The sequence below is a fragment of the Streptomyces sp. IBSNAI002 genome (genome assembly GCF_052244475.1).
GTDB lineage: Bacteria > Actinomycetota > Actinomycetes > Streptomycetales > Streptomycetaceae > Streptomyces.
In genome coordinates this window covers 5,035,030-5,056,256 of record NZ_JBQPXG010000002.1, presented here as the reverse complement: position 1 = coordinate 5,056,256, position 21,227 = coordinate 5,035,030, and the positions used below count along the sequence as shown (strand labels likewise).

Below are 21,227 nucleotides of genomic sequence, written 5' to 3'. Positions count from 1 at the left end.
AGAGAGATCGCGAACCGAAGGGCTGCCTCCTGTGACCACCTCGCCGACCCGGCCGCTCCCCGCCGTAACGCTGCGCGTGCCCACCCATGAGGACGCGCACGCCTGGCACGGGGTGTTCGACGACCCGGACGTCATGGAGTTCCTCGGCGGACCGGCGGAGCTCTCCTCGTACGTGGAGATCACCGCGCGCCAGCGCATGCACGACGCGCAGCTCGGCTACTGCCTGTGGACGCTGCTGGACGAGGAGGGCGCGGTGCTCGGCTTCACGGGGGCGCAGCCGTGGCCGCGGGAGAAGGCGTGGGGCCCGGTCGGGGAGATCGAGATCGGCTGGCGGCTGGGACGCTCCGCGTGGGGGCGGGGCTACGCGTACGCCGCCGCGCTGGCCACCCTGGAGCGGGTGCGGGAGGCGGGAGTGCCGCGGGTGGTGGCGATGGTCGACGACACGAACACCCGGTCCATCGCGGTGGCGGAGCGGCTGGGCATGACCCTGGCGGAACGCTTCCCGCTGCCGGGCGGCTCCCGCCGGGGCCGCCGCTACGAACTGGTCCTCGCCGAGTCCTGATCCCCGAGAACCCGGTCGGAGCGCGTCAGAAGACGGACAGGCCCGTCAGCGTCGTGAAGCGGTCCAGGGCGGCCACGGCCGCCACCGAGTTGCCGTGCGGGTCCAGTCCGGGGCTCCAGGCGGCCAGGACGCACTGGCCCGGCACGACGGCCACGATCCCGCCCCCGACCCCGCTCTTGCCCGGCAGCCCGACGCGGTACGCGAACTCACCCGCCGCGTCGTACGTCCCGCAGGTCAGCATCACCGCGTTGATCTGCTTGGCCTCGCTGCGCGTGAGGAGCCGCGAACCGTCCGCGCGCAGCCCGTGCCGGGCCAGGAAGAGCCCGGCACGGGCCAGGTCCGCGCAGCTCATCTCGATCGAGCACTGCCAGAAGTAGTGGTCCAGCAGGGCCGGTACGGGGTTGTCGATGTTGCCGTACGAGGCCATGAAGTGGGCCACGGCCGCGTTCCGGTCGCCGTGCTCGTGCTCGGAGGCGGCCACCTCCGCGTCGAAGGCCAGCGACGGGTTCCCGCTCTCGGCCCGCAGGAACTCCAGCAGGTCGCTGCTCGCGTCGCCCGTCAGGGTCTGCAGCCGGTCGGTGACCACCAGAGCGCCCGCGTTGATGAACGGATTGCGCGGAATGCCGTTCTCGTACTCCAGCTGCACCAGCGAGTTGAACGGATTGCCGGACGGCTCCCGCCCGACCCGCTCCCACAGCCCGTCGCCGCCCTCCGCCAGGGCCAGTGCCAGCGCGAACACCTTGGTGATGGACTGCGCGGAGAAGGGGACCTGCCAGTCCCCGAAGACGTTGCCCTCGAGGTCGGCGACGGCCATGCCGAACTGGGCCGGGTCCACGGCCGCGAGCGCCGGGATGTACTCGGCGGGGGTGCCGCTGCCCACCAGCGGGGCGACGTCGGCCTCGATCCGCTCCAGCAGTGCCTGGTAGTCCACTGCTTCCTACGCCTTGAAGCCCCGGTGCAGCGCCACGATGCCGCCGCTCAGGTTGCGCCAGGCGACCTCGGACCAGCCGGCCTTCTGCAGCAGGGCGGCCAGCGCGGGCTGGTCCGGCCAGTCGCGGATGGACTCGGCGAGGTACACGTACGCGTCGGGGTTCGAGGAGACGGCCCGGGCCACCGGGGGCAGGGCCCGCATCAGGTACTCGGTGTAGACGGTGCGGAAGGGGGCCCAGGTGGGCTGCGAGAACTCGCAGATGACGACCTGGCCGCCCGGCTTGGTCACCCGGTACAGCTCGCGCAGCGCCCCGTCGGTGTTCTGGACGTTGCGCAGGCCGAAGCTGATCGTCACGGTGTCGAAGGCGTCGTCCCTGAAGGGGAGCCGCGTCGCGTCGCCCGCCGTCAGGGGCAGCCAGGGGTGCTTCTTCTTGCCCTCGCGGAGCATGCCCAGCGAGAAGTCGCAGGGCACGACGTAGGCGCCGGTCGCGGCGAAGGGCAGCGAGGAGGTCGCGGTGCCGGCGGCCAGGTCGAGGACGAGGTGCCCGGGGCGGGCGCCGACGGCCTTGGCGACCTCCTTGCGCCACAGCCGCGCCTGGCCGAGGGAGAGCACGTCGTTCGTGAGGTCGTAGTTCGCCGCCACGCCGTCGAACATCGAGGCGACTTCGTGCGGCTGCTTGTCCAGGGAAGCCCTTGTCACTGGTGTTCGCCCCTCGGTGTGCGCTGCGGATCGGCGGGTACCGTCCCATCCTCTCAGGCCGGGACGCGGCGGAAGGACGGGGCCCGGGCAGGGTGAACCGGACAACTGGCCCGAAGGACAGTTCCGCCCCGGGCCCGGGAGGCGTTGACTGGGGGCCGGTGCGGCCCGGTGACGGTCACCCAATGGATCATGGGCCTTGACCAGCGGCCGGATCCGTGGCGGCCGCCACGAGCAAAGGGCTTCACGATGCCGGCAGGCCATTCCACCGGTCGCTCCCGTCTCAGCCCGCGCGCCAGGCGCCGGGTGGAGCGGCGCAAGCGGCTGCGGCGTACGATCATCCTCGGCTCGGCCGCCCTCGTCGTGGTCACGGCGACCGCGTACGCGGTGGTGCCGGACGGGGACGGCAGTACGGCCGACGGACGGCCCGCCGCGGCCCGGTCCGGCCAGCAGGACGGCGAGAGCGCCGAGGGGTCGGACGCGGCCGCGCAGGGCGGCAGACGCGACCCCGCCCCCTCGCCCTCCGCGAGCACGGCGGCCCGGCCCTCCGCCTCGCCCTCGCCCGCCAAGGCCGACCCGTCGCCCACCGTCCCGGCCTCCGGCTCGGGCACGTTCAAGGCCTCCGCGGCCGCCGGTTCGGCCCAGGGCAAGGGGAACGTGCGCCGCTGGCGGCTGGAGGTCGAGGAGGGCAGCGGGGTCGACCCGGACGCGGCCGCCCGCTCCGTCGAGGCGATCCTCGGGGACCCGCGCGGCTGGATCAAGAACCCGGCCCACGCCTTCCAGCTCGCCGGCCCCGGCCAGCCGGTGGACTTCACCGTCAAGATCGCGACGCCCAAGACCACCGACCTGCTGTGCGAGGTGGTCACCCCCGAGCTGATCGGCGAGACCAACTGCCGTGCCGGGCACACCGTCGTGGTGAACCTCAAACGCTGGCAGGAGGGATCACCGCAGTTCAGCGGCTCGGCGGAGGAGTACCGGGCGCTGATCGTCAACCACGAGGTCGGGCACGAGCTCGGCTACTCGCACGAGGGCTGCCCCGGCCCCGGCCAGCCCGCTCCCGCGATGATGCAGCAGATCAAGGGACTCAACGGCTGCAAGTCCAATGCCTGGCCGTACGACGCGAACGGAACCTACCTGTCCGGTCCACCCGTCCTATAGGGCGAGAGCCGGCCCCGGACGGGCCGGCCGGGGGCGAGGAGTGGAAACCGTGCGCGTCGTCAGCTTCAGCGTCCCCGCGTGGTTTCCCGCGTACGACTCCCCCGCGGCCTCCTCCGCGACCTCCTCCGGGCAGGCGCCGTTGCCCGCCCAGCTGACCGACCAGGAGTCCGCGGTGTTCCTGTGCCTGGCCACCGGAGCCTCCAACGCGGAGCTCGCCGCCGAACTGCAACTGTCCGTCAGCACCGTCAAGTTCCACGTGGGCAACATACGGACGAAGCTGGGCGGGATCAGCCGCCTCCAGGCCTGCCTGCTCGCCGCGCTCGCCCGGGAGGACCCGCGGCTCAGCGACGGCGGTGCAGCAGCCGGCCCCCGATGACCGTGGCCACGCAGGTGGTCGCGCCCCGCTCCGGCAGCTCCTGCGGTCCGGCGACCGCGAAGACCGCGAAGCGGGCCGGGGCGCCCGGCTCCAGGACCCCGTGGAAGGCCTCCTCGGCCGTGTCCCGGCCCGCGAACGGGTCGAGGGAGGGCGCACCTTCACAGGGGACGGGCGGCAGGATCGTGAGCCCCGAGCGGGCCACCGCCGTGCGCACCGCGGGGATCGCGAAGCGGCCGGCGACCGCCACCACCCCGCGCGCCAGCAGCTTCTGGGTGCCGCGCCGGGCGCTGTTGCCCCACCGCGCCTCGGTCAGCTTCAGCGCCTCGAGCGCGTCCCGCCCGCCGATCGGCTCGGAGCCGAGCTCGGCGGTCTCGTACGGGTCGTCCGGGTAGTACGTCCGCTCCAGGAGCGTGTCCGCCCCGCGCACCAGCAGCCCCGGGGTGAGCACCCCGGGCCAGCGCCGGGCCCGTGCGTGCGGGTAGGCCGCGGCGAGGTCCCCGTACGGTCCCACGCTCGCGATCCGGTCGCCCTCGACCAGGACCGCGCCGCCGGACAGCGGCGCGGATCCCTTGGCGGGGACGAGGAGTTCGGCGGTGTGGAGCGTCAGCATCAGTTCGTGGAGATGAGCTTCAGCTCGGGGTGGGCGGTGCCGCCCTCGATGGCGGTGGAGGAGATGTGCGAGACGACGCGGTCGTCGGCCGGGTCGTTCGCCGGGTCGTCGTGCACGAGGAGGTGCTCGTACGTCGTCGCGCGCTGCGCCGGGGTGCGGCCCGCCTTGCGGATCAGGTCGATGATCTCCTGGCGGTTGGAGCGGTGCTTGGCACCGGCCGAGGAGACCACGTTCTCCTCGAGCATGATCGAGCCGAGGTCGTCCGCGCCGTAGTGCAGCGAGAGCTGGCCCGCCTCCTTGCCGACGGTGAGCCAGGAGCCCTGGATGTGGGCGATGTTGTCGAGGAACAGACGGGCGATCGCGATCATGCGCAGGTACTCGAAGATCGTCGCCTGGGTGCGGCCCTTGAGGTGGTTGTTCTCGGGCTGGTAGGTGTACGGGATGAAGGCGCGGAAGCCGCCCGTACGGTCCTGCGTGTCCCGGATCATGGCGATGTGCTCGATGCGCTCGGCGTTGGTCTCGCCGGTGCCCATCAGCATGGTCGAGGTGGACTCCACGCCCAGCCCGTGGGCGATCTCCATGATCTCCAGCCAGCGCTCGCCGGACTCCTTGAGCGGGGCGATCGCCTTGCGCGGGCGCTCCGGCAGCAGTTCGGCGCCGGCGCCCGCGAAGGAGTCGAGGCCGGCCGCGTGGATGCGGCGGATGGCCTCCTCGGCCGAGACGCCGGAGATGCGGGCCATGTGCTCGACCTCGGACGCGCCGAGGGAGTGGATGACCAGCTGCGGGAACGCCTTCTTGATCGCGGAGAAGTGCTCCTCGTAGTACTCCACGCCGTAGTCCGGGTGGTGCCCGCCCTGGAACATGATCTGCGTGCCGCCGAGCTCCACGGTCTCCGCGCAGCGGCGCAGGATGTCGTCGAGGTCGCGGGACCAGCCCTTCTTCGCGTCCTTGGGGGCCGCGTAGAAGGCGCAGAACTTGCACGCCGTGACGCACACGTTCGTGTAGTTGATGTTCCGCTCGATGATGTACGTGGCGATGTGCTCGGTGCCCTCGTAGCGGCGGCGGCGCACCGCGTCGGCGGCCTGGCCGAGCGCGTGCAGCGGCGCGTACCGGTAGAGGTCGAGCGCCTCTTCCCTGGTGATCCGGCCCCCTGCGGCGGCGCGGTCGAGGACAGACTGGAGAGCGGCCTGGTCGGTCACCGGTGCGTCACCTTTCGGCGGTGTGTCAAGGTCCGGACCGATCCAGCCTACGCCAGGGCCCGCGGCGCCCCGTCACGGGCTTCGGGTGAGGTCTCCCTCCGGGTTTCCGGCCGGGACGTCGCCCGACTTGTAGTGCAGGGTGCCGTTGTCGTTGAGGGTGAACCTCTCGTCGGCGGAGCCGTTGGAGCAGATCCCCGGAGCCGGGTTGGGGCCGCCGGAGGTGTCCAGGACGAGCGAGCGGTCGGTGGCGGAGGCGAGCTTCCAGTCGCCGCTGCAGTCGGTGCCGAGGATGGCCAGGACCGACTTGTCGCGGCCGACGACCTCGCCGACCCGGCCGGCCTTGATGGTGATCTCGAACTCGGCGGCGACGCCCATGCGGGCGGTGGTGACGGTGCCCTTCCAGGTGCCGACGAGTTCCCCGGGCACGTCCTGGCGGGTCCCCTCGGGGGCCTGCGTCCCGGTGGACGGGCTGGCCTCCGCGGCCGGGGGTGTGGCCCGGGGCGAGGCCGGCGCCGAGGTCCGCGGGCCGTCGCCCGCCGCCGTGTCCCGGCTCTTCTCCCCCTGGCCGGGCAGCAGGCCCATCCCGTACAGCCCGCCGGACAGGCCGGCCAGCACGGCCGCCGTGGCCAGCACGAGCGTGCAGCTGAAGCGGCGTCCGGCCGCGCGGAGGGTGACCTGCCGGCCGTCGGGGGCGGTCCGGGGCCCGGGCACGGCGCCGCCGCCCGCGTCGGCCGGCGATCCGTAGGGGCCGTACGGGCCCGCGGCCGGGGGGCCGCGGCGCCCGGCGCCGAGGACCCGGAGCCGCCGCCCGCCGTCTCGGTCGGGCTGCCGTACACGCCGCCGGCCGCGCCGGACGAGCCGTACGGGCCCGCCTGGCCCTGGCCGCCGTACGAGGGGTCGGGCGTGCCGAAGCCGACCCCGGCCGGGGCCCCGAAGGAGCCGGCGGTGAAGGGGACCGGCCCCGACGGGCCGTCCGGGACCACCGCGCCGGCCCCGGAGGGTTCCGCGTCCAGGTCGAGCAGGGCGACGGCGGCCCGGCTGGCCTCCTCGACCAGCGGTGCGGGCAGCCAGCCCGGGGTGAGCAGGGCCCCGTCCAGGGCCTCCGCGACCGCCTGCGGCGTGGGCCGGTCGGCGGCCGTCTTGGCCAGGCAGGCCTCGATCAGCTCGCGCAGCCGGCCGGCCGGGACCGCGCCGAGCTCGGGCGGCTCGTGCACGACCTTGTAGAGGAGGGTCGCCGGGTTGTCCCCGGTGAAGGGCGGCCGGCCGGTCGCCGCGAAGACAAGCACCGCGCCCAGGGAGAACACGTCGGAGGCGCCGGTGACGCCCTTGCCGAGGATCTGCTCGGGCGACATGTAGCCCGGCGAGCCGACGGACACCCCGGTGGACGTCAGCGAGGCCGCGCCTCCCCCAGACTCCGTCCGGGGGGACCCCCAGGCGGCCCGGGCGATCCCGAAGTCGATCAGCCGCGGCCCGTCGAGGGTCAGCATCACGTTGGACGGCTTCACGTCCCGGTGTACGAGGCCCAGCCCGTGCACGGCCACCAGGGCGCGGGCCAGCCCGGCGCCGACCGCCCGTACGGAGGTCTCGGGCAGGGGGCCGTGCGCGGCCAGCGCCCGGTCCAGGGAGGGGCCGGCCACGTAGCCGGTGGCCACCCACGGCACCGGGGCGTCGGGATCGGCGTCGAGCACCGGCGCGGTCCACTCGCCGCCCACCCGCCGGGCGGCCTCGACCTCGCGGCGGAACCGGGCCCGGAACTCCTCGTCGGCGGCGAAGTGCGGGTGCACGATCTTGACGGCCACGGTCCGGCCGCCCGCGCTGCGTCCCAGGTAGACCCGGCCCATTCCACCCGCGCCGAGCCGGCCCAGCAGCCGGTACGCGCCGATGGTCCGCGGCTCACCGGCTTCCAGCGGCTGCATCGTGTCCCCCCATCCCCCGTGCGCCGGGGCCCTCGTGTCGCCCGGCCAGGCAGCACATTAGGGGGTGCGGGCCCGGGGCGGGTCGGCTTTCCATTCCCGGCGGGTGACGGGAATGGAAAGGGGAACCGAATTCACCGGAAACGGCATATCCGTCGTTCCCGGACCTCAAACCCGATCAGTGTTCGGCGACGGCCGCCGTCAGGAGCTCCATGGTCACTTCCGCGGGATAGCCCGTCGTCGGTCCCGTACGCCGGGCGAATTCCCTTACCCCGGCGATCTGTTCCGGGCCGAAGCGGAAGTCGAGCGTGGTGAAGTACCGCTCCAGCAGCTCCGCGTCGAAGGCCTCCCAGCGGGCCGCCTGCTCGGCGACCTTGGCGACCTCCTCCAGGGAGACGTCGCGGGAGGCGAGGAAGGCCTCGTGGACCTTCCGCACGACGACGGGCTCGCGGGCGAGGTAGTCCTTGCGGGCGGCCCAGACGGCGAAGACGAACGGCAGCCCGGTCCACTCCTTCCACATCTGCCCCAGGTCGTACACGGTGAGGCCGAGCCGGGGGGCGTCGTGGAGGGAGGCGCGCAGCGCGGCGTCGCCGATCAGCACGGCCGCGTCGGCCTCCTGCATCATCACCCCCAGGTCGGGCGGGCAGGTGTAGTAGTCGGGCCGGACCCCGTACTGCTCGGAAAGCAGCAGCTGGGCGAGGCGTACGGACGTACGGGAGGTCGAGCCGAGGGCGACGCGGGCTCCGTCGAGCCGCTCCAGCGGGACCTGCGAAACGATCACGCAGGACATGACGGGGCCGTCGCAGCCGACCGCGAGGTCGGGGAAGGCGACGAGCTGGTCGGCGTTGCGGAGGAACTCCACGAGGGTGATCGGGGCGATGTCGAGCTCACCCGCCACGAGGCGCTCGCTGAGCTTTTCGGGGGTGTCCTTGGTCAGCTCCAGGTCCAGCAGCGTGCCGGTTCTGGCCAGGCCCCAGTAAAGGGGCAGGCAGTTCAGGAACTGGATGTGGCCGACGCGGGGCCGGCTGCGGTAGACGTCCACATCGCGAGACTAGCCCCCGGTGTCACGTCAGCCTCGCCGCGGGTCTCAAACGTCCGGGTGACGTGATCTTTCCCTCTGGTCTCCGCCGCGGGGTGCGTGCTAGGCTCGACGCAAGTTGCAGTTTGGTTTCCCTTGCAGTACGAGGCCTGCGGAGAATGTGACCCGCAGGCTTTTGTAGTTTTCAGACTTCTTAGCAGGTTCTGGAGCAGGGCGACCCTTTGGCCCATAGGAGGGCTCATGGCTACCGGAACCGTGAAGTGGTTCAACGCTGAAAAGGGCTTCGGCTTCATCGCCCAGGACGGCGGCGGCCCGGATGTCTTCGTCCACTACTCCGCGATCAACGCCTCTGGCTTCCGCTCCCTCGAGGAGAACCAGACGGTGAACTTCGACGTCACGCAGGGTCCGAAGGGCCCGCAGGCGGAGAACGTCACCCCGGCCTAATCGCCTGGGCCAACCTTAATCGCGGTTGGAAAAGCAGTACCCAAGGAGCCCCGTCCCCTTCTGCGCAGGCAGAACGGCGGGGCTCCTGCCTTTTCCCTCCCGGGGTGGGTGGCGGTTGTGTGGGGCCCGCGCCGTGTGCACGGCGCGGGCCCCACCCGGTCCGCGACCGGGGGCGGGGGCCTTGTCGTGGGTGCGCCCTGTCGGGGCGGGGCCCCCGGAGGGTCCCCTCGGCTCGCGCCTCCCGGGCCGGGGCTGCGCCAGCGGAGACTCGGGTTACCGCTCGCCCTGTCGGGGCGTGGGGCGGGGTCCCTCCGGAGGGTCTCCTCGGCTCGCGCACCAAGCCCCGGCTGCGAAGCGCCGGACCAGGGTTGCGCGCTCGTCCTGCGGGGACCCTCCTGCGCGCCCCCACCCCACCCCAGGCTCCGCAAGCCGACGGCCGCATGCCCGCGCAGGACGCGAGGGGTATGGGGCCCCGCTGTCGACTGCCCCGCCGCCGGGGTTCGGGAGGCGAGGGGGGTGGGGCCGTGCAGGGGTGTCCCCGCAGGACGAGCGCGCAACCGTGGCTGCGACCTTCGCAGCCACGGCTTCGTGCGCGAGCCGAGGAGACACCCCGGAGGGGCCCCGCACCCCTCGCCTCCCGAACCCCGGCACCCCACCAGCCCCGCCGGCGATTGAGGCGCGGGGGCCCGGGGGCTACGGCTTCGGGGCCGGGGCCGGGGTCGGGGCGGTGATCTTGAGGTCCAGGAGGAGGGTGACCTTCTGGGGGGTGGTGAGGCGGAGGGTGTACGTGCCCGGGGCGAGCTCCGCGTCCGTGAAGAGCTCCGGCAGGACGATCTTGCCGTCGGCGCCCGACTTCAGCAGCGGGAGCCTGAAGATCTTCTTCCCGGTCTCGTCCTTGAAGTACGGGCCCTGCCCGGTCGCCGGGTCCACCGGCACCCACGCACCGTCCGCGTCCTTCACCACCAGCTCGGCGAAGACCTCGGTTCCCTCCACCGCCTTGCCCGCGGCCGTGGCCAGGACGGTGATGTCCTTGATGCCGGTACCGGCGACGGCCTCCAGCGGCTTCGAGCCCTCCGGGCGGGCCAGCAGGTCGGCGACCGGCTTCGGCTTCGCCGTGACCGTGCCGGTGAAGGCGGTCTGGAGCCGGCCCGTGGTGTCGGTGGCCGACACCCGCAGGGTGAACGTGCCGCCCTGGGGGCCCGCCGTGAGACCGGGCGCGGCCGCGATGCCCTCGGCGTCGGCCACGACCACCAGCGAGTCGGTCGGGGCCTTCGGGAACGCGGTGCCCCCGGTGGTGTCGGCCTCGACCGCGAAGACGACCTGCTGTCCGGCGGCGGGCTTGCCGTCGCTGAGGACCACCTTGACCCGCGGGGCTTCGGCGAACGCCGCACCCGCCTCGGCCGTGAGACCGGCACTGCCGACGACCGACAGCCCGGTCAGGTGCGGGGCCGACGGCTTCGGCTTCTCCGGAGTCGGCGTCGGGGTGGGGGTCGGAGTCGGCGTGGGCGTGGGCGTGGGGGTCGGCGTCGGCGTCGGGGTGGTCTTGGCCGGCGGGTTCGGCGTCGGCAGGGTGCTGCCCGGCGTCTCGATCGGGAAGTCCCCGGCCGGCGGGTTCGGGACCTCGCCCACGCCGCCGTTCTGGTACTCCCGCATGAAGCCGAGCACGGTGTTCACGTACTCGCGGGAGTTGTTGTAGCTGAGGACCGCCGAGTCGAGCTTGGCCGCCACCGAGAGGTCGCGGTCGCCCGCGCACAGGTAGAGGCCCGCGCCCAGCGCCGCGTCGTAGATGTTGTTCGGGTCGCGCTTGGCGTCGCCGTTGCCGTCCGCGCCCCAGGTGGCCCAGGTGGACGGGATGAACTGCATCGGGCCGACGGCCCGGTCGTACTCGCCGTCCGCGTCCCACTCGCCCTTGTCGGTGTCGCGGATCTCCGCGAAGCCGTTGCCGTCGAGGCGGGGACCGCGGATCGGCTTCTCGGTGTAGCCGTCGGCCTTGAGCCCGTAGCCCGAGGCGTGCACGGACTCGACCCGGCCGATGCCGGCGAGCAGCTGCCAGGGCAGGTTGCAGCCGGGGAGCGCCGCGGAGACGGCCACCTCGGCCCGCCGGTAGGCGTCGAGGGCGGTCGCGGGTATGCCGCTGGCCCCCTCGGGCACGGTCCCGCCGGCGGCAGGCTGCGGGTTGGCGACGATGTCGGGCAGGTCCAGCCGGGCGTCACCGCGGTCGGTGGCCTGCGGACTGTCGGGAGTCGGCTCGGACTCCCCCGCGTCGGCGGTCGACGGGCTGGTCACGACCGCGGCGGTGGTCAGACTGGCCGCGAGTGCAGCGGTGCACAGGACCTTGCGCGAGGTGTTGACGAGGTGACGGTGAAGCGGCTTCACAGTGCGGCGATCCCCCCAGGAGCCGTCATGGGCGTACGGCCGGTCGGGGCCGTGAATATCCACTGTCTATCAGGTATTCGCAGGAGACTCGCCGTCGCCCCGGCAGATGTGACGGACCATTCGTCTCGCCTTCACCGCCGCCTCATGGCCGATCGCACACAGGACCTAAGACCGTGCCCGGATTGGCCATATGGCCCATGATTTGGCCCATTTAAGCTCCTTATCCTGACCTTTATGGCCACCAGCACCAAGAAGGAACAGCGCCGCGACGCCCGCGAGCGGCTCCACGCGGAACGTCAGGCGCAGGCGCGCCGCGCGAAGGTGCGGAGCCGGCTGCTCGTCGGCGGCTCCGTGGCCGCCGCGCTCGCCCTCGCGACCGGCGTCGGCGTCTTCGCGTCGAACTCCTCCGGCTCGGACGGTGACAGCGAGGCGGCGGGCAAGCCGTTCGTCCAGCCCTCCAACACCACCGGCAAGGGCGGGATCGTGATCCCGTACGGCAAGGCGGACGCGCAGCACGTCCTGACCGTCTGGCTCGACCCCCGCTGCCCCTTCTGCGCCGGAGTCGAAACGGGCCTGGGCGCCACCATCAAGGAACAGGCCGACGCGGGCGCCTACCGGGTCGAGTACCGCATGGCCTCCTTCCTGGACAAGGCCCTCGGCGGCGGCAAGGGGTCCAAGCGCGCGGTCAACGCCTTGGGTGCGGCGGTGAACGAGAGCCCCGAGAAGTTCATGGAGTACCTCCAGGTCCTCTTCAAGAACCACCCGGAGAAGGAGTCGGACGACAAGTTCGGCTCCACCGCCACCCTCCTGGAGCTCGCGGACCAGGTCCCCGGCCTGCGGACGCCCGCCTTCAACCAGGCGGTCAAGGAGCTCACCTACATGCCGTGGGTGGAGAAGAGCGGCCAGGCCTTCTACGACGAGAACATCAACGGCACCCCGTCGGTGTTCATCGACGGCACCCTGATCAAGCTGAACTCGGGCAAGGGCATCGAGTCGATCACCCCGGACGCCTTCAAGCAGCTGGTCGCGGACAACCAGAAGAAGTGACCGTCGCCCGCGGGTGCCGGTGCCGATGCCGTTAGGGCATTCGGCCGTCACAGCGAGCGACGACGATCTGACCATATGTAACTTCACAGTGCCGGAATCCCACGCGAGATAGGTAAGCGATGAGGCACGTGAGGCACACCCGACCCCGGGGCTGGCGGCGGCTCGCCGTCCTGGCCATGGCCCCGCTCCTGGCCCTGTCGGCCACCGCCGCTACCGCGCAAGGGGTGTGGGTGACGGCTCCGCCGATGCCGACGGCCCGGGCCGGCGTGACCGGGGCGGCCGCGGACTGCCCGGAGGGGCTCCGCGGCACCTGCGTGTACGCCGTCGCCGGAGGCACCGGCAGCGAGTTCACGGCGTACAGCCCCTCGGTGGGCACCTGGGTCACGCTGCCCTCGGTGAAGACCCCCCGCTTCGGTCAGACGACCACGACGGCCCCCTGCCCGGAGGGCGTGCGGGGCGACTGCGTGTACACCGTCGGAGGGGTGTTCAACAGCTCGTACCTGACCTCCGTCGAGGCGTACAGCGTGGAGACCAACGCCTGGCTGACCGTCCGCTCCCTGACGAGCGCCCGTTCGAACGCGGCATCGGCCACGGCACCGTGCCCGGACGACCTGGGGTTGCACGGTACGTGCGTGTACGTCTTCGGCGGCACCGCCGGGGCCGGCCCTCTCACCACCGTGGAGGCGTACAGCCCGGCCACCAACACCTGGGCGACGCTCGCCCCGCTCCAGACCGCCCGCCTCAACCACGCCGGCGCGGCCGCCCCCTGCCCCGGCGACCTGGGCCTCAAGGGCACCTGCGTGTACGCCATCGGCGGCGCGACCACCGGCATCCCGGACCTGGCCACCGTCGAGGTCTACAGCCCCCTCCTCAACGCCTGGCAGTACGTCCCCGACCTGCCGACCGCCCGCAGTGACACGCCCGGAGCGGCCACCGCCCCCTGCCCCGACGGGATGACCGACGGCTGCGTCTACGTCCTGGGCGGGCTCAACGGCACCACCGGCCTGACCACGGTCGAGGCCTACAGCCCGTGGACCAACGTCTGGGTGACCCTGCCCTCGATGCCCACCCCGCACCGGCAGTTCGGTGCGGCCGCGGCGCCGTGCCCCAAGAACACGAAGCAGCACTGCGTGTACGCGCTCGGCGGCCTCGACGCCGCCGCTGCCAACACGGCGACGACCGAGGCCTTCACGATCGAACGCGGGAAGGCCGGGTCCAAGCCCAAGCCCAAGCCGACGGCGCCCCCGACGAACGCACCGTCGGCTCAGCCCAGCCCCCCCGTCGAGGACCCCTTCGGCGACTCCCCGCTCGCCACCTCGCCGGAGACGGACACCGACACCGACACCACCTCCTGAGGCACCCGCGACACCCCGTTCGGGCCGGCGCCTCCCCGGCGCCGGCCCGACGGCACGTCCCCGACCTCCGCCCACACCGTCTTGCCGGGGCCCCGCGCCGCCACCCCCCACTCCCGGGCCACGGCGGCCACCACCAGCAGCCCGCGCCCGTCCTCCGCCGACCACGGATCGACGGGCGCGGGCGCGTTCGGCGGCCCGGTGTCGCTCCGGGTGTCGCTGACCATCACCCGCACGTTTCCGCCTTCGTACGCGAGCCTCAGCTCGAAGTCCCGCCCGGGCAGCCGCCCGTGCAGCACGGCGTTCGCGGCGAGCTCCCCGACGACGAGCCCGACATCGTCGGAAAGCGCGCATCCATAGGGAATACCCCAGATGTCCAACTGCGCCTGCGCGAGCCGCCGGGCGAGGCGGGCGCCTCGCCTCGTGGAGCTGAACCGCTGTGCCATGTCACTCTTTTCAGTCGTCACCTCACCGAGCGTGTCGACCGCGCTCTACGCTTTCCAGTAGTCGCGGCGTGACGCAGATCCGCTGTAGGGACGCCGACGTCTGTGTGTACGGCTTGTACGGACGAAGGCGGTTCAGCCGATGAACGACATGTCAGACCGCGAAGAACGGCCCGAGCGCCCTGTGGAGGCGGACGGCACGGCCCACCTGTTCCGGGCCCTGGGCAAACAGATCAAGGCACTGCGGGAGGCGGCCGGCCTCCACCAGAAGGAACTCGCGGCGCGGCTCAACGTCAGCGAGGACCTGATCGGCGCCATCGAACGGGGCGTACGGACCCCACAGCCGGACCTGCTGGAACGGGCCGACGCGGTGCTCAAGGCCCGAGGGGTCCTGCGGGTGGCGATCCCCGAGGTCAAAGAGGCGCTGAAGAAGGCACGGACGCGGCACCCGGACTGGTTCCGGAGCTACGCGGAGGCGGAGGCCGCAACCCAGGCCCTCCACGAGTACGCACACCAAGGTGTGCCAGGGCTTCTACAGACGGAGCGCCACGCACGCCATGTCTTCACCGAGCGACGCCCCCTGCTGGACGACGCAACGATCGAAAAGCGCGTGCAAGACCGGTTGGACCGACAGCAGATCTTCGAGCGCTGGCCGTCTCCCACCTTCAGCTTCGTCCTCGACGAGAACCTGCTGGAGCGGCAAGTGGGCGGGCCGGAGGTTCACCGAGAGCAACTTCAACGCTTCCTGCACATCGGCCGGTTGCGCACCGTGGAACTTCAGGTGATGCCGTATGGGCGCGGCGCGCACGCCGCGATGGACGGCTCGTTCACCCTGCTCCACCCCAAGGGCCGCCAGCAGATCGCCTATCACGAGGCCTACAGCCGTCCCCACTTGATCACCGACCCTGATCAGGTACGCATCATGGCGGAGCGCTATGGAATTATCCGGGCACAGGCGCTCTCGCCCGACGAGTCCCTCGACCTGATCGAGAAGATGCTGGGAGAACAAAGATGACCACCACCGACCGGGACTGGTTCAAGAGCAGCTACAGCGATGGCGAGGGCGGCCAGTGCCTTGAGGTCGCGCTCGCCTGGCAGAAGTCGAGCTACAGCAGCGGCGAAGGCGGCAACTGCGTCGAGGTCGCCGCCTGCACCACCACCGTCCACGTCCGGGACTCCAAGGTGACCGCCGGGCCCGAGCTGGCCGTGGCGCCCGCGAGCTGGGCCGCGTTCCTCGGCGGGATCACCGAGGCCCGCTGATCCCGCCCAGCGCGCGCCGTCACCCGTACGGCTCCATGATGGGCTCGTGAGGCGTACGCGTACGGTGCTGCTCTGCATCGCCGGGCTGGTGGCGGCCACGCTCCCCGCAGGGGCAGCGGCGGCCGCCGCACCGGCGGGCTGCGTGAGCACGCCCGGCCCCGCCCAGGGCCGGGCCGAGGACGTGCTCCGGCTCGCCGAGCGGGCCAAGCGGGAGCTGGACCTGAATTCCTTGATCCTCCGGGTTTCCACGGACGGCGAGGAACTGGTCACCACGGCGCTCGGCGAGTCCGTGACGGGCGTCCCCGCCGACCCGGCGATGCACTTCCGCTCGGGCTCGGTGGCGATCGCGTACATGACGACCGTGCTGCTCCAGCTGGTCGACGAGGGCAAGGCGAGGCTCGACGACACCATCGACCGCTGGCTCCCGGACGCCCCGCACGCCAAGAAGATCACCCTGCGGCAGCTCGGCAGCTCCACCTCGGGGCTGCACGACTACGTGACGGACCCGAAGTTCCTCGCCGAGCTCGACGCGGCGCCCTTCCGGCACTGGACCTCCGCGGAGGTCATCGGCATCGCCGCCGCCCATCCGCTCTGGTACGAGCCGGGCAGCAACTTCAGCTATTCGCACGCCAACTTCCAGCTGCTCGGCGCCGCGCTGGAGAAGATCAGCGGGGTGTCGCTGGAGCGGCTGCTCCAGGAGCGGGTGATGGGGCCGCTGGGCCTGAGCGAGACCGCCAACGGGGCCACCCCCGAGATCCCGGTGCCCGCGCTGCACTCCTTCACCTCGGACCGCGGGATCTACGAGGAGTCCAGCTACTGGAACCCGTCCTGGACCACCGCCCCGGGCGCGGTCCTCACCACCGACATCTGCGACCTGGAACGCTCCGCCCGCGCCATCGGCACCGGCGAGCTGGTGTCCGCGGAGGCGTTCAAGACCCAGCTGAACCCGGGCACGGTGGGCCTGGGCACCGCGACCGGCGGGTGTCCGGCCACGGTGTGCCTGAAGAACACGGCGGCCGCGCACTTCGGCTTCGGGGTGCTCGTCGTGAACGGCTGGATCGAGCAGAACCCCTCGTTCTCCGGTTACGCGGCCGTCCAGGCGTACCTCCCGGCGGAGAAGCTGGCCATCGCGGTCAGCGCGACCAAGGGGCCGAAGACCCCCGAGGGCAATCAGGCCGAGGTCGTGGCGGAGCGCATCGCCGCGCTCCTCGCCCCGGACCACCCCCTGAAGGGGAAGCGGCCTGCCTGAACTCCCGGGCTCCGGGCCCTAGGCTCCCGGGCCCGCCCACAGGCCGTCCTCGGTCAGCCCCAGCAGGCCGATGGCGTTGCCGCGGACGATGCGGTCGACGACGTCCGGTGCGAGGTGGCCCATCTGGGCCTCGCCGACCTCGCGGGACTTGGGCCAGGTGGAGTCCGAGTGCGGGTAGTCCGTCTCGTAGAGGACGTTGGCCGCGCCGATCGAGTCCAGGTTCTTCAGGCCGAAGGCGTCGTCGAAGAAGCAGCCGAAGACGTGCTCGGCGAACAGCTCGGACGGCGGTCGGTGGACCTTGTCGGCTACGCCGCCCCAGCCGCGGTTCTCCTCCCAGACCACGTTCGCGCGCTCCAGGATGTACGGGATCCAGCCGATCTGGCCCTCCGCGTACATGATCCGCAGGTTGGGGAAGCGTTCGAACTTGCCGCTCATCAGCCAGTCGACCATCGAGAAGCAGCAGTTGGCGAAGGTGATGGTGGAGCCGACCGCCGGCGGGGCGTCCGCCGAGGTGGACGGCATCCGGCTCGACGAGCCGATGTGCATGGCGATGACCGTGCCGGTCTCGTCGCAGGCCCGGAGGAAGGGGTCCCAGTAGTCCGTGTGGATGGAGGGGAGGCCGAGGTGCGGGGGTATCTCCGAGAAGGCGACCGCGCGCACGCCGCGGGCGGCGTTGCGGCGGACCTCGGCGGCCGCGAGCTCGGCGTCCCAGAGCGGGATGAGGGTGAGCGGGATGAGCCGGCCGCGGGCGTCGGGGCCGCACCACTCCTCCACCATCCAGTCGTTGTACGCCCGTACGCCGAGCAGCCCGAGCTCGCGGTCGGAGGCCTCCGTGAAGGTCTGGCCGCAGAAGCGGGGGAAGGTGGGGAAGCAGAGGGCCGACTGGACGTGGTTGACGTCCATGTCCGCGAGGCGTTCGGGAACCGAGAAGGACCCCGGGCGCATCTGCTCGTAGGTGATGACTTCCAGTTTGATCTCGTCGCGGTCGTACCCGACGGCGGTGTCGAGTCGGGTGAGCGGCCGGTGCAGGTCCTCGTACACCCACCAGTCGCCGATCGGGCCGTCGTCGCCCTTGGCCCCCATCACGGGGGCGAACTTGCCGCCGAGGAAGGTCATTTCCTTCAAGGGGGCGCGGACGACGCGGGGGCCGGTGTCCTTGTACTTGGACGGGAGGCGGTCCCGCCAGACATGGGGGGGCTCCACCGTGTGGTCGTCCACCGAGATGATCTTCGGGAAGGTCTCCATACCCGATACGGTAGCGCCGATCTGACGAACCGTCAGCTAGTTGCGCTCCGATCGGGCCGGGATCAGCACCGGATCAGGACCGGATCAGGAACGACTCGGTCCGGGACGGGCTGACGTGTACGCGCAAGACAGGGCAGACTGACCCTTACACCGACGGAAGGCAGGGGGACGACAGATGGACGGCGAACCGGCCATCCCGCAGCCGCGGAAGCACCCCGAGTCCCTTGCGGCCACCACCGCACCCCAACCCATCACCCGCCTCGGCTCCGGCTCCGGCTCCGCTCCCGCGAACGGCGCCGCGGCCCAGGGCGTCGCGCACGCGTCGGCCGCGGCCGACGCGGTCGGCGGCGAGTCGCGGTTCGCCGTGCTCGGCCCCATCCGGGCCTGGCGCGGAGGCGACGCACTGCCCTCCGGGACGCCCCAGCAGCGCGCCCTGCTCGCCACGCTGCTGCTGCGCGACGGGCGCACCGCCACCGCGCCCGAGCTGATCGACGCCATCTGGGGCGAGGACCCGCCGCAGCAGGCCCTCGCCACCATCCGGACGTACGCCTCCCGGCTGCGCAAGGTCCTCGACCCCGGCCTGCTCGTCTCCGACGCCGGCGGGTACGCCATCCGGCTGCGCTCCACCGCCACCCTCGACCTCGGCGTCGCCCGCAGCCTGGCCGTCGACGCCGAGACCGCCCGCGAAGCCGGTGACCGGACCCTCGCCCGTACGCTGCTGGCCCGCGCCCTCGACCTGTGGGACGGCGAACCCCTCGCCGGAGTCCCCGGCCCCGCCGCCGAGACCGAGCGCACCCGGCTCGCCGAATGGCGCCTCCAGCTGGTGGAGACCCGGCTCGACCTCGACCTGGAGGTCGGCCACCACGCCGAGGCCGTCTCCGAGCTGACGGCCCTCACCGCGGCCCACCCGCTGCGCGAACGCCTGCGCGAGCTGCTCATGCTCGCCCTCTACCGAAGCGGCCGGCAGGCCGAGGCCCTCGCCGTCTACGCCGACACCCGCCGGCTCCTCGCCGACGAACTCGGCGTCGACCCGCGCCCCGAACTCGCCGCCCTCCAGCAGCGCATCCTGAACGCCGACGCCGACCTCGCCCGCGCCGAGGACCCGGCCCCGGCCGCCGCGGCCGTCCACGTAAGGCCCGCCCAATTGCCCGCGACCGTCCCCGACTTCACGGGCCGCACCAGCTTCGTCGACGAGCTCGGCGCCATCCTCTCGGGCGGCACCGAGGGCCAGGTCATGGCCGTGTCCGCAGTGGCCGGGATCGGCGGCGTCGGCAAGACCACCCTCGCCGTGCACGTCGCGCACACCGCCCGCCGGCACTTCCCGGACGGCCAGCTCTACGTGGACCTCCAGGGCACCGAACCCCGCCCCGCCGAACCCGAGGCGGTCCTCGGCTCGTTCCTGCGGGCGCTGGGCACCCCCGACACCCTCATCCCCGACTCCCCCGCCGACCGGGCCGCGCTCTACCGCTCCACCCTCGACGGCCGCCGCGTCCTGGTCCTGCTGGACAACGCCCGCGACGCCGCCCAGGTCAGGCCGCTGCTGCCGGGCACCGCGGGCTGCGCCGCACTGGTCACCAGCCGGGTCCGCATGGCGGGCCTCGCCGGGGCCCATCTCGTCGACCTCGACGTGATGAGCCCCGAGGAGGCCCTCCAGCTCTTCACCCGGATCGTCGGCGAGGAGCGGGTGCGCGCCGAACGCCAGGCCGCCCTCGACGTGGTCGGCGCCTGCGGCTTCCTGCCGCTCGCCATCCGCATCGCCGCCTCCCGGCTCGCCGCCCGCCGCACCTGGACCGTATCCGTCCTCGCCGCCAAGCTGGCCGACGAGCGCCGCCGCCTCGACGAGCTCCAGGCCGGCGACCTCGCCGTCAAGGCCACCTTCGAGCTGGGCTACGGCCAGCTGGAGCGGGCCCAGCAGCGGGCGTTTCGCCTCCTCGGGCTCGCCGACGGCCCCGACATCTCCCTGTCGGCGGCAGCCGCCGTACTGGACCTGCCCGAGCACGACACCGAGGACCTCCTCGAAGCGTTAGTGGACTGCTCGCTCCTCGAATCCGCGGCCCCCGGCCGCTACCGCTTCCACGACCTCGTACGCCTCTACGCGCGTGCCTGCGCCGAGCGCGACGAGCAGCCGCCGAGCGGCCGCGACGCCGCCCTGGACCGGCTCCTGGACTTCTACCTGGCCACCGCGTCCGGGGTCTACGCCCTGGAACGCCCCGGCGACCGGCTCCCGGCCCACCTGTCCGACACCCACTACCCCGGGCTGGTCTTCGGCGAGCCGCGCGCCGCCCTGGACTGGCTGTACGCCGAGGCCGGCCCGCTGCTGGCGTGCGTACGGCAGGCGTCCGTACGGGGCGGCGAGACGCTCGTCCTGCGGCGGGCCGTGGACCTGCTGTGGGCGGCGAAGGACCTCGCCGAGTCTGGGGCCAACTCCAAGCAGTACGAGTCGGCCGCGGTGGCGCTGCGCGACGCCGCGCAGGCCGCGAAGGACCCGTACGCGGAGGGCCGGGCCCGGACCACGCTCACCAACGTGCACCTGGTCGCGGGCCGGTTCGCCGAGGCCGACGACGAGGCCCGGCAGGCCACGGCGCTGGCCCGCGAGGCCGGCGACCCGCTGCCCAGCTGCTGGGCACCCAACGACCGCGGGATCATCGCCCTCTACCAGGGCCGGCACGCGGACGGCGAGCGCTACCTGCTGGAGGCCATCGAGGGCTTCCGGGCCGACGCCAACAACGTGGGCGAGGCGAGCGCGCTGTGCAACCTCTCGCGCATCCACGTGGAACTGGGCCGTCTCACCAGTGCCATAGACCTCGCCCAGCAGGGCATCGCCATCTACGACCGGATGGGGCTGACCCTGCGCCTGGCCAACGGCCGCTACGCGCTGGGCATCGCGCTCACCCAGGCGGGACGGCTCGGCGAGGCGCTGAGCCAGCTCACGGAGGCGCTGTCGCTGTTCCACGACAACCGCCAGCCGCTGTGGGAGGGCGTGACCCACTTCCGGCTCGCCGAGGCCCATCTGGCGGCGCGCCGGCCGACGTTGGCGGCCTCGCACGCCGAGCAGGCGATCGCGCTGCGCGGGATCGGTGGCGAGTGGCGGCGGGCGACCGTGCTGACGGTGCTGGGCAAGGCGCTGCGGCGGCTGGGGCAGACCGACCGGGCGCGGGCGTGCTGGCGGGACGCGGAGGCCGTGTTCGCACAGCTGGGTTCGGCCGAACTGGCCGAGGTGCGGGCGCTGCTGGCGTCCGAGATCGCGGCCTGACGGCGGTGACCTGCAGTGACGTCCGATGAACGAGGCGTTCATCGTTCGTTTATCGCCTCGCGCCACTATTAGTG

Annotated in this window: 19 protein-coding genes and 2 pseudogenes; 11 read left to right on the top strand and 10 right to left on the bottom strand. The window is 72.6% G+C overall.

The features are described from left to right. Window positions 1-31 precede the first annotated feature (31 nt). Complete coding sequence (locus ACTVZO_RS24520; RefSeq protein ID WP_443300435.1) at window positions 32-562, top strand: GNAT family N-acetyltransferase; 531 nt, start codon at window positions 32-34, stop codon at window positions 560-562. A 25-nt stretch (window positions 563-587) separates the two neighbouring features. Here the strand turns inward: ACTVZO_RS24520 and ACTVZO_RS24515 are convergent, their stop codons facing one another. Next, window positions 588-1,493 carry a glutaminase gene (locus ACTVZO_RS24515; protein ID WP_443300434.1) on the bottom strand — a complete coding sequence of 302 codons (906 nt, stop codon included), beginning with the start codon at window positions 1,491-1,493 and terminating at the stop codon, window positions 588-590. Between the two features lie 6 nt (window positions 1,494-1,499). Further along, window positions 1,500-2,192, bottom strand: coding sequence for a demethylmenaquinone methyltransferase (locus tag ACTVZO_RS24510; protein WP_443300433.1), 693 nt, complete (start codon window positions 2,190-2,192; stop codon window positions 1,500-1,502). A 246-nt stretch (window positions 2,193-2,438) separates the two neighbouring features. Between ACTVZO_RS24510 and ACTVZO_RS24505 the strand changes: the two genes are divergently transcribed. Together ACTVZO_RS24505 and ACTVZO_RS24500 are read left to right on the top strand one after the other, a co-directional pair. Then, window positions 2,439-3,347 carry a DUF3152 domain-containing protein gene (locus ACTVZO_RS24505; RefSeq protein ID WP_443300432.1) on the top strand — a complete coding sequence of 303 codons (909 nt, stop codon included), beginning with the start codon at window positions 2,439-2,441 and terminating at the stop codon, window positions 3,345-3,347. A gap of 49 nt (window positions 3,348-3,396) precedes the next feature. Continuing rightward, window positions 3,397-3,723, top strand: a complete 327-nt coding sequence (locus ACTVZO_RS24500) for a helix-turn-helix domain-containing protein (RefSeq protein ID WP_443300431.1) — start codon at window positions 3,397-3,399, stop codon at window positions 3,721-3,723. On the opposite strand, the gene ACTVZO_RS24495 is transcribed toward ACTVZO_RS24500, so the two are convergent. The 3 genes from ACTVZO_RS24495 to ACTVZO_RS24485 all read right to left on the bottom strand — a co-directional run bounded on the left by ACTVZO_RS24495 (window position 3,689) and on the right by ACTVZO_RS24485 (window position 6,243). Beyond that, window positions 3,689-4,333: an imidazolonepropionase-like domain-containing protein gene (locus ACTVZO_RS24495; RefSeq protein ID WP_443300430.1), complete on the bottom strand. Its 645-nt coding sequence runs from the start codon at window positions 4,331-4,333 to the stop codon at window positions 3,689-3,691. The genes ACTVZO_RS24500 and ACTVZO_RS24495 overlap by 35 nt on opposite strands. Beyond that, entirely contained in the window at window positions 4,333-5,532 is a 1,200-nt protein-coding gene (gene mqnC / locus ACTVZO_RS24490) for a cyclic dehypoxanthinyl futalosine synthase (RefSeq protein ID WP_443300429.1), read from the bottom strand. The genes ACTVZO_RS24495 and mqnC overlap by 1 nt, the downstream gene beginning before the upstream one ends. Window positions 5,533-5,604: 72 nt before the next feature. Next, window positions 5,605-6,243 carry a hypothetical protein gene (locus ACTVZO_RS24485; protein ID WP_443303435.1) on the bottom strand — a complete coding sequence of 213 codons (639 nt, stop codon included), beginning with the start codon at window positions 6,241-6,243 and terminating at the stop codon, window positions 5,605-5,607. A gap of 192 nt (window positions 6,244-6,435) precedes the next feature. Here ACTVZO_RS24485 and ACTVZO_RS24480 point away from each other — a divergent pair, with 192 nt between their 5' ends. Continuing rightward, entirely contained in the window at window positions 6,436-6,756 is a 321-nt protein-coding gene (locus ACTVZO_RS24480; protein WP_443303434.1) for a hypothetical protein, read from the top strand. Here ACTVZO_RS24480 and ACTVZO_RS24475 read toward each other — a convergent pair. Both ACTVZO_RS24475 and ACTVZO_RS24470 read right to left on the bottom strand, forming a co-directional pair. After that, window positions 6,690-7,373: pseudogene (locus ACTVZO_RS24475) on the bottom strand (serine/threonine-protein kinase); the annotation flags it as partial. The gene ACTVZO_RS24480 and the pseudogene ACTVZO_RS24475 sit on opposite strands and share 67 nt — an antisense overlap. 250 nt (window positions 7,374-7,623) lie before the next feature. Further along, entirely contained in the window at window positions 7,624-8,487 is an 864-nt protein-coding gene (locus ACTVZO_RS24470) for a menaquinone biosynthetic enzyme MqnA/MqnD family protein (RefSeq protein WP_384224295.1), read from the bottom strand. A gap of 237 nt (window positions 8,488-8,724) precedes the next feature. On the opposite strand from ACTVZO_RS24470, the gene ACTVZO_RS24465 reads away from it, so the two are divergent. Continuing rightward, window positions 8,725-8,928 carry a cold-shock protein gene (locus ACTVZO_RS24465; protein WP_030012116.1) on the top strand — a complete coding sequence of 68 codons (204 nt, stop codon included), beginning with the start codon at window positions 8,725-8,727 and terminating at the stop codon, window positions 8,926-8,928. 693 nt (window positions 8,929-9,621) lie between these two features. Here ACTVZO_RS24465 and ACTVZO_RS24460 read toward each other — a convergent pair. Then, window positions 9,622-11,304, bottom strand: a complete 1,683-nt coding sequence (locus ACTVZO_RS24460; protein ID WP_443300428.1) for a lytic transglycosylase domain-containing protein — start codon at window positions 11,302-11,304, stop codon at window positions 9,622-9,624. A gap of 234 nt (window positions 11,305-11,538) precedes the next feature. On the opposite strand from ACTVZO_RS24460, the gene ACTVZO_RS24455 reads away from it, so the two are divergent. Beyond that, window positions 11,539-12,351, top strand: coding sequence for a thioredoxin domain-containing protein (locus tag ACTVZO_RS24455; RefSeq protein ID WP_443300427.1), 813 nt, complete (start codon window positions 11,539-11,541; stop codon window positions 12,349-12,351). Between the two features lie 128 nt (window positions 12,352-12,479). Further along, entirely contained in the window at window positions 12,480-13,706 is a 1,227-nt protein-coding gene (locus tag ACTVZO_RS24450; RefSeq protein WP_443300426.1) for a Kelch repeat-containing protein, read from the top strand. 65 nt (window positions 13,707-13,771) lie between these two features. On the opposite strand, the pseudogene ACTVZO_RS24445 reads toward ACTVZO_RS24450, so the two are convergent. Then, a pseudogene (locus ACTVZO_RS24445) lies at window positions 13,772-14,149 on the bottom strand (ATP-binding protein); the annotation flags it as partial. A gap of 139 nt (window positions 14,150-14,288) precedes the next feature. Between ACTVZO_RS24445 and ACTVZO_RS24440 the strand changes: the two are divergent. The 3 genes from ACTVZO_RS24440 to ACTVZO_RS24430 are packed head-to-tail and all read left to right on the top strand — an operon-like array spanning window position 14,289 to window position 16,655. Continuing rightward, the gene (locus ACTVZO_RS24440; RefSeq protein ID WP_443300425.1) at window positions 14,289-15,161 is read left to right on the top strand and encodes a helix-turn-helix domain-containing protein; all 873 of its coding nucleotides are present in this window, start codon (window positions 14,289-14,291) and stop codon (window positions 15,159-15,161) included. Further along, window positions 15,158-15,406: a DUF397 domain-containing protein gene (locus ACTVZO_RS24435; RefSeq protein WP_443300424.1), complete on the top strand. Its 249-nt coding sequence runs from the start codon at window positions 15,158-15,160 to the stop codon at window positions 15,404-15,406. The genes ACTVZO_RS24440 and ACTVZO_RS24435 overlap by 4 nt, the downstream gene beginning before the upstream one ends. 46 nt (window positions 15,407-15,452) lie before the next feature. Then, complete coding sequence (locus ACTVZO_RS24430) at window positions 15,453-16,655, top strand: serine hydrolase domain-containing protein (RefSeq protein ID WP_443300423.1); 1,203 nt, start codon at window positions 15,453-15,455, stop codon at window positions 16,653-16,655. An 18-nt stretch (window positions 16,656-16,673) separates the two neighbouring features. On the opposite strand, the gene ACTVZO_RS24425 is transcribed toward ACTVZO_RS24430, so the two are convergent. Further along, window positions 16,674-17,900, bottom strand: coding sequence for an amidohydrolase family protein (locus ACTVZO_RS24425; protein ID WP_443300422.1), 1,227 nt, complete (start codon window positions 17,898-17,900; stop codon window positions 16,674-16,676). Window positions 17,901-18,075: 175 nt separating this feature from the next. Here ACTVZO_RS24425 and ACTVZO_RS24420 point away from each other — a divergent pair, with 175 nt between their 5' ends. Then, window positions 18,076-21,153 (top strand): BTAD domain-containing putative transcriptional regulator, encoded by a 3,078-nt coding sequence (locus ACTVZO_RS24420; protein WP_443300421.1) that lies wholly within the window; start codon window positions 18,076-18,078, stop codon window positions 21,151-21,153. Window positions 21,154-21,227: the final 74 nt, after the last annotated feature.

What these genes read in the sequence shown, in the direction of transcription:
- ACTVZO_RS24505 (WP_443300432.1), top strand. Translation starts at nt 2,439, where the DNA reads ATGCCGGCAGGCCATTCCACCGGTCGCTCCCGTCTCAGCCCGCGCGCC.
- ACTVZO_RS24435 (WP_443300424.1), top strand. Translation starts at nt 15,158, where the DNA reads ATGACCACCACCGACCGGGACTGGTTCAAGAGCAGCTACAGCGATGGC.
- ACTVZO_RS24420 (WP_443300421.1), top strand. Translation starts at nt 18,076, where the DNA reads ATGGACGGCGAACCGGCCATCCCGCAGCCGCGGAAGCACCCCGAGTCC.
- ACTVZO_RS24455 (WP_443300427.1), top strand. Translation starts at nt 11,539, where the DNA reads ATGGCCACCAGCACCAAGAAGGAACAGCGCCGCGACGCCCGCGAGCGG.
- ACTVZO_RS24440 (WP_443300425.1), top strand. Translation starts at nt 14,289, where the DNA reads ATGAACGACATGTCAGACCGCGAAGAACGGCCCGAGCGCCCTGTGGAG.
- ACTVZO_RS24495 (WP_443300430.1), bottom strand. Translation starts at nt 4,333, where the DNA reads ATGCTGACGCTCCACACCGCCGAACTCCTCGTCCCCGCCAAGGGATCC.
- ACTVZO_RS24425 (WP_443300422.1), bottom strand. Translation starts at nt 17,900, where the DNA reads ATGGAGACCTTCCCGAAGATCATCTCGGTGGACGACCACACGGTGGAG.
- ACTVZO_RS24465 (WP_030012116.1), top strand. Translation starts at nt 8,725, where the DNA reads ATGGCTACCGGAACCGTGAAGTGGTTCAACGCTGAAAAGGGCTTCGGC.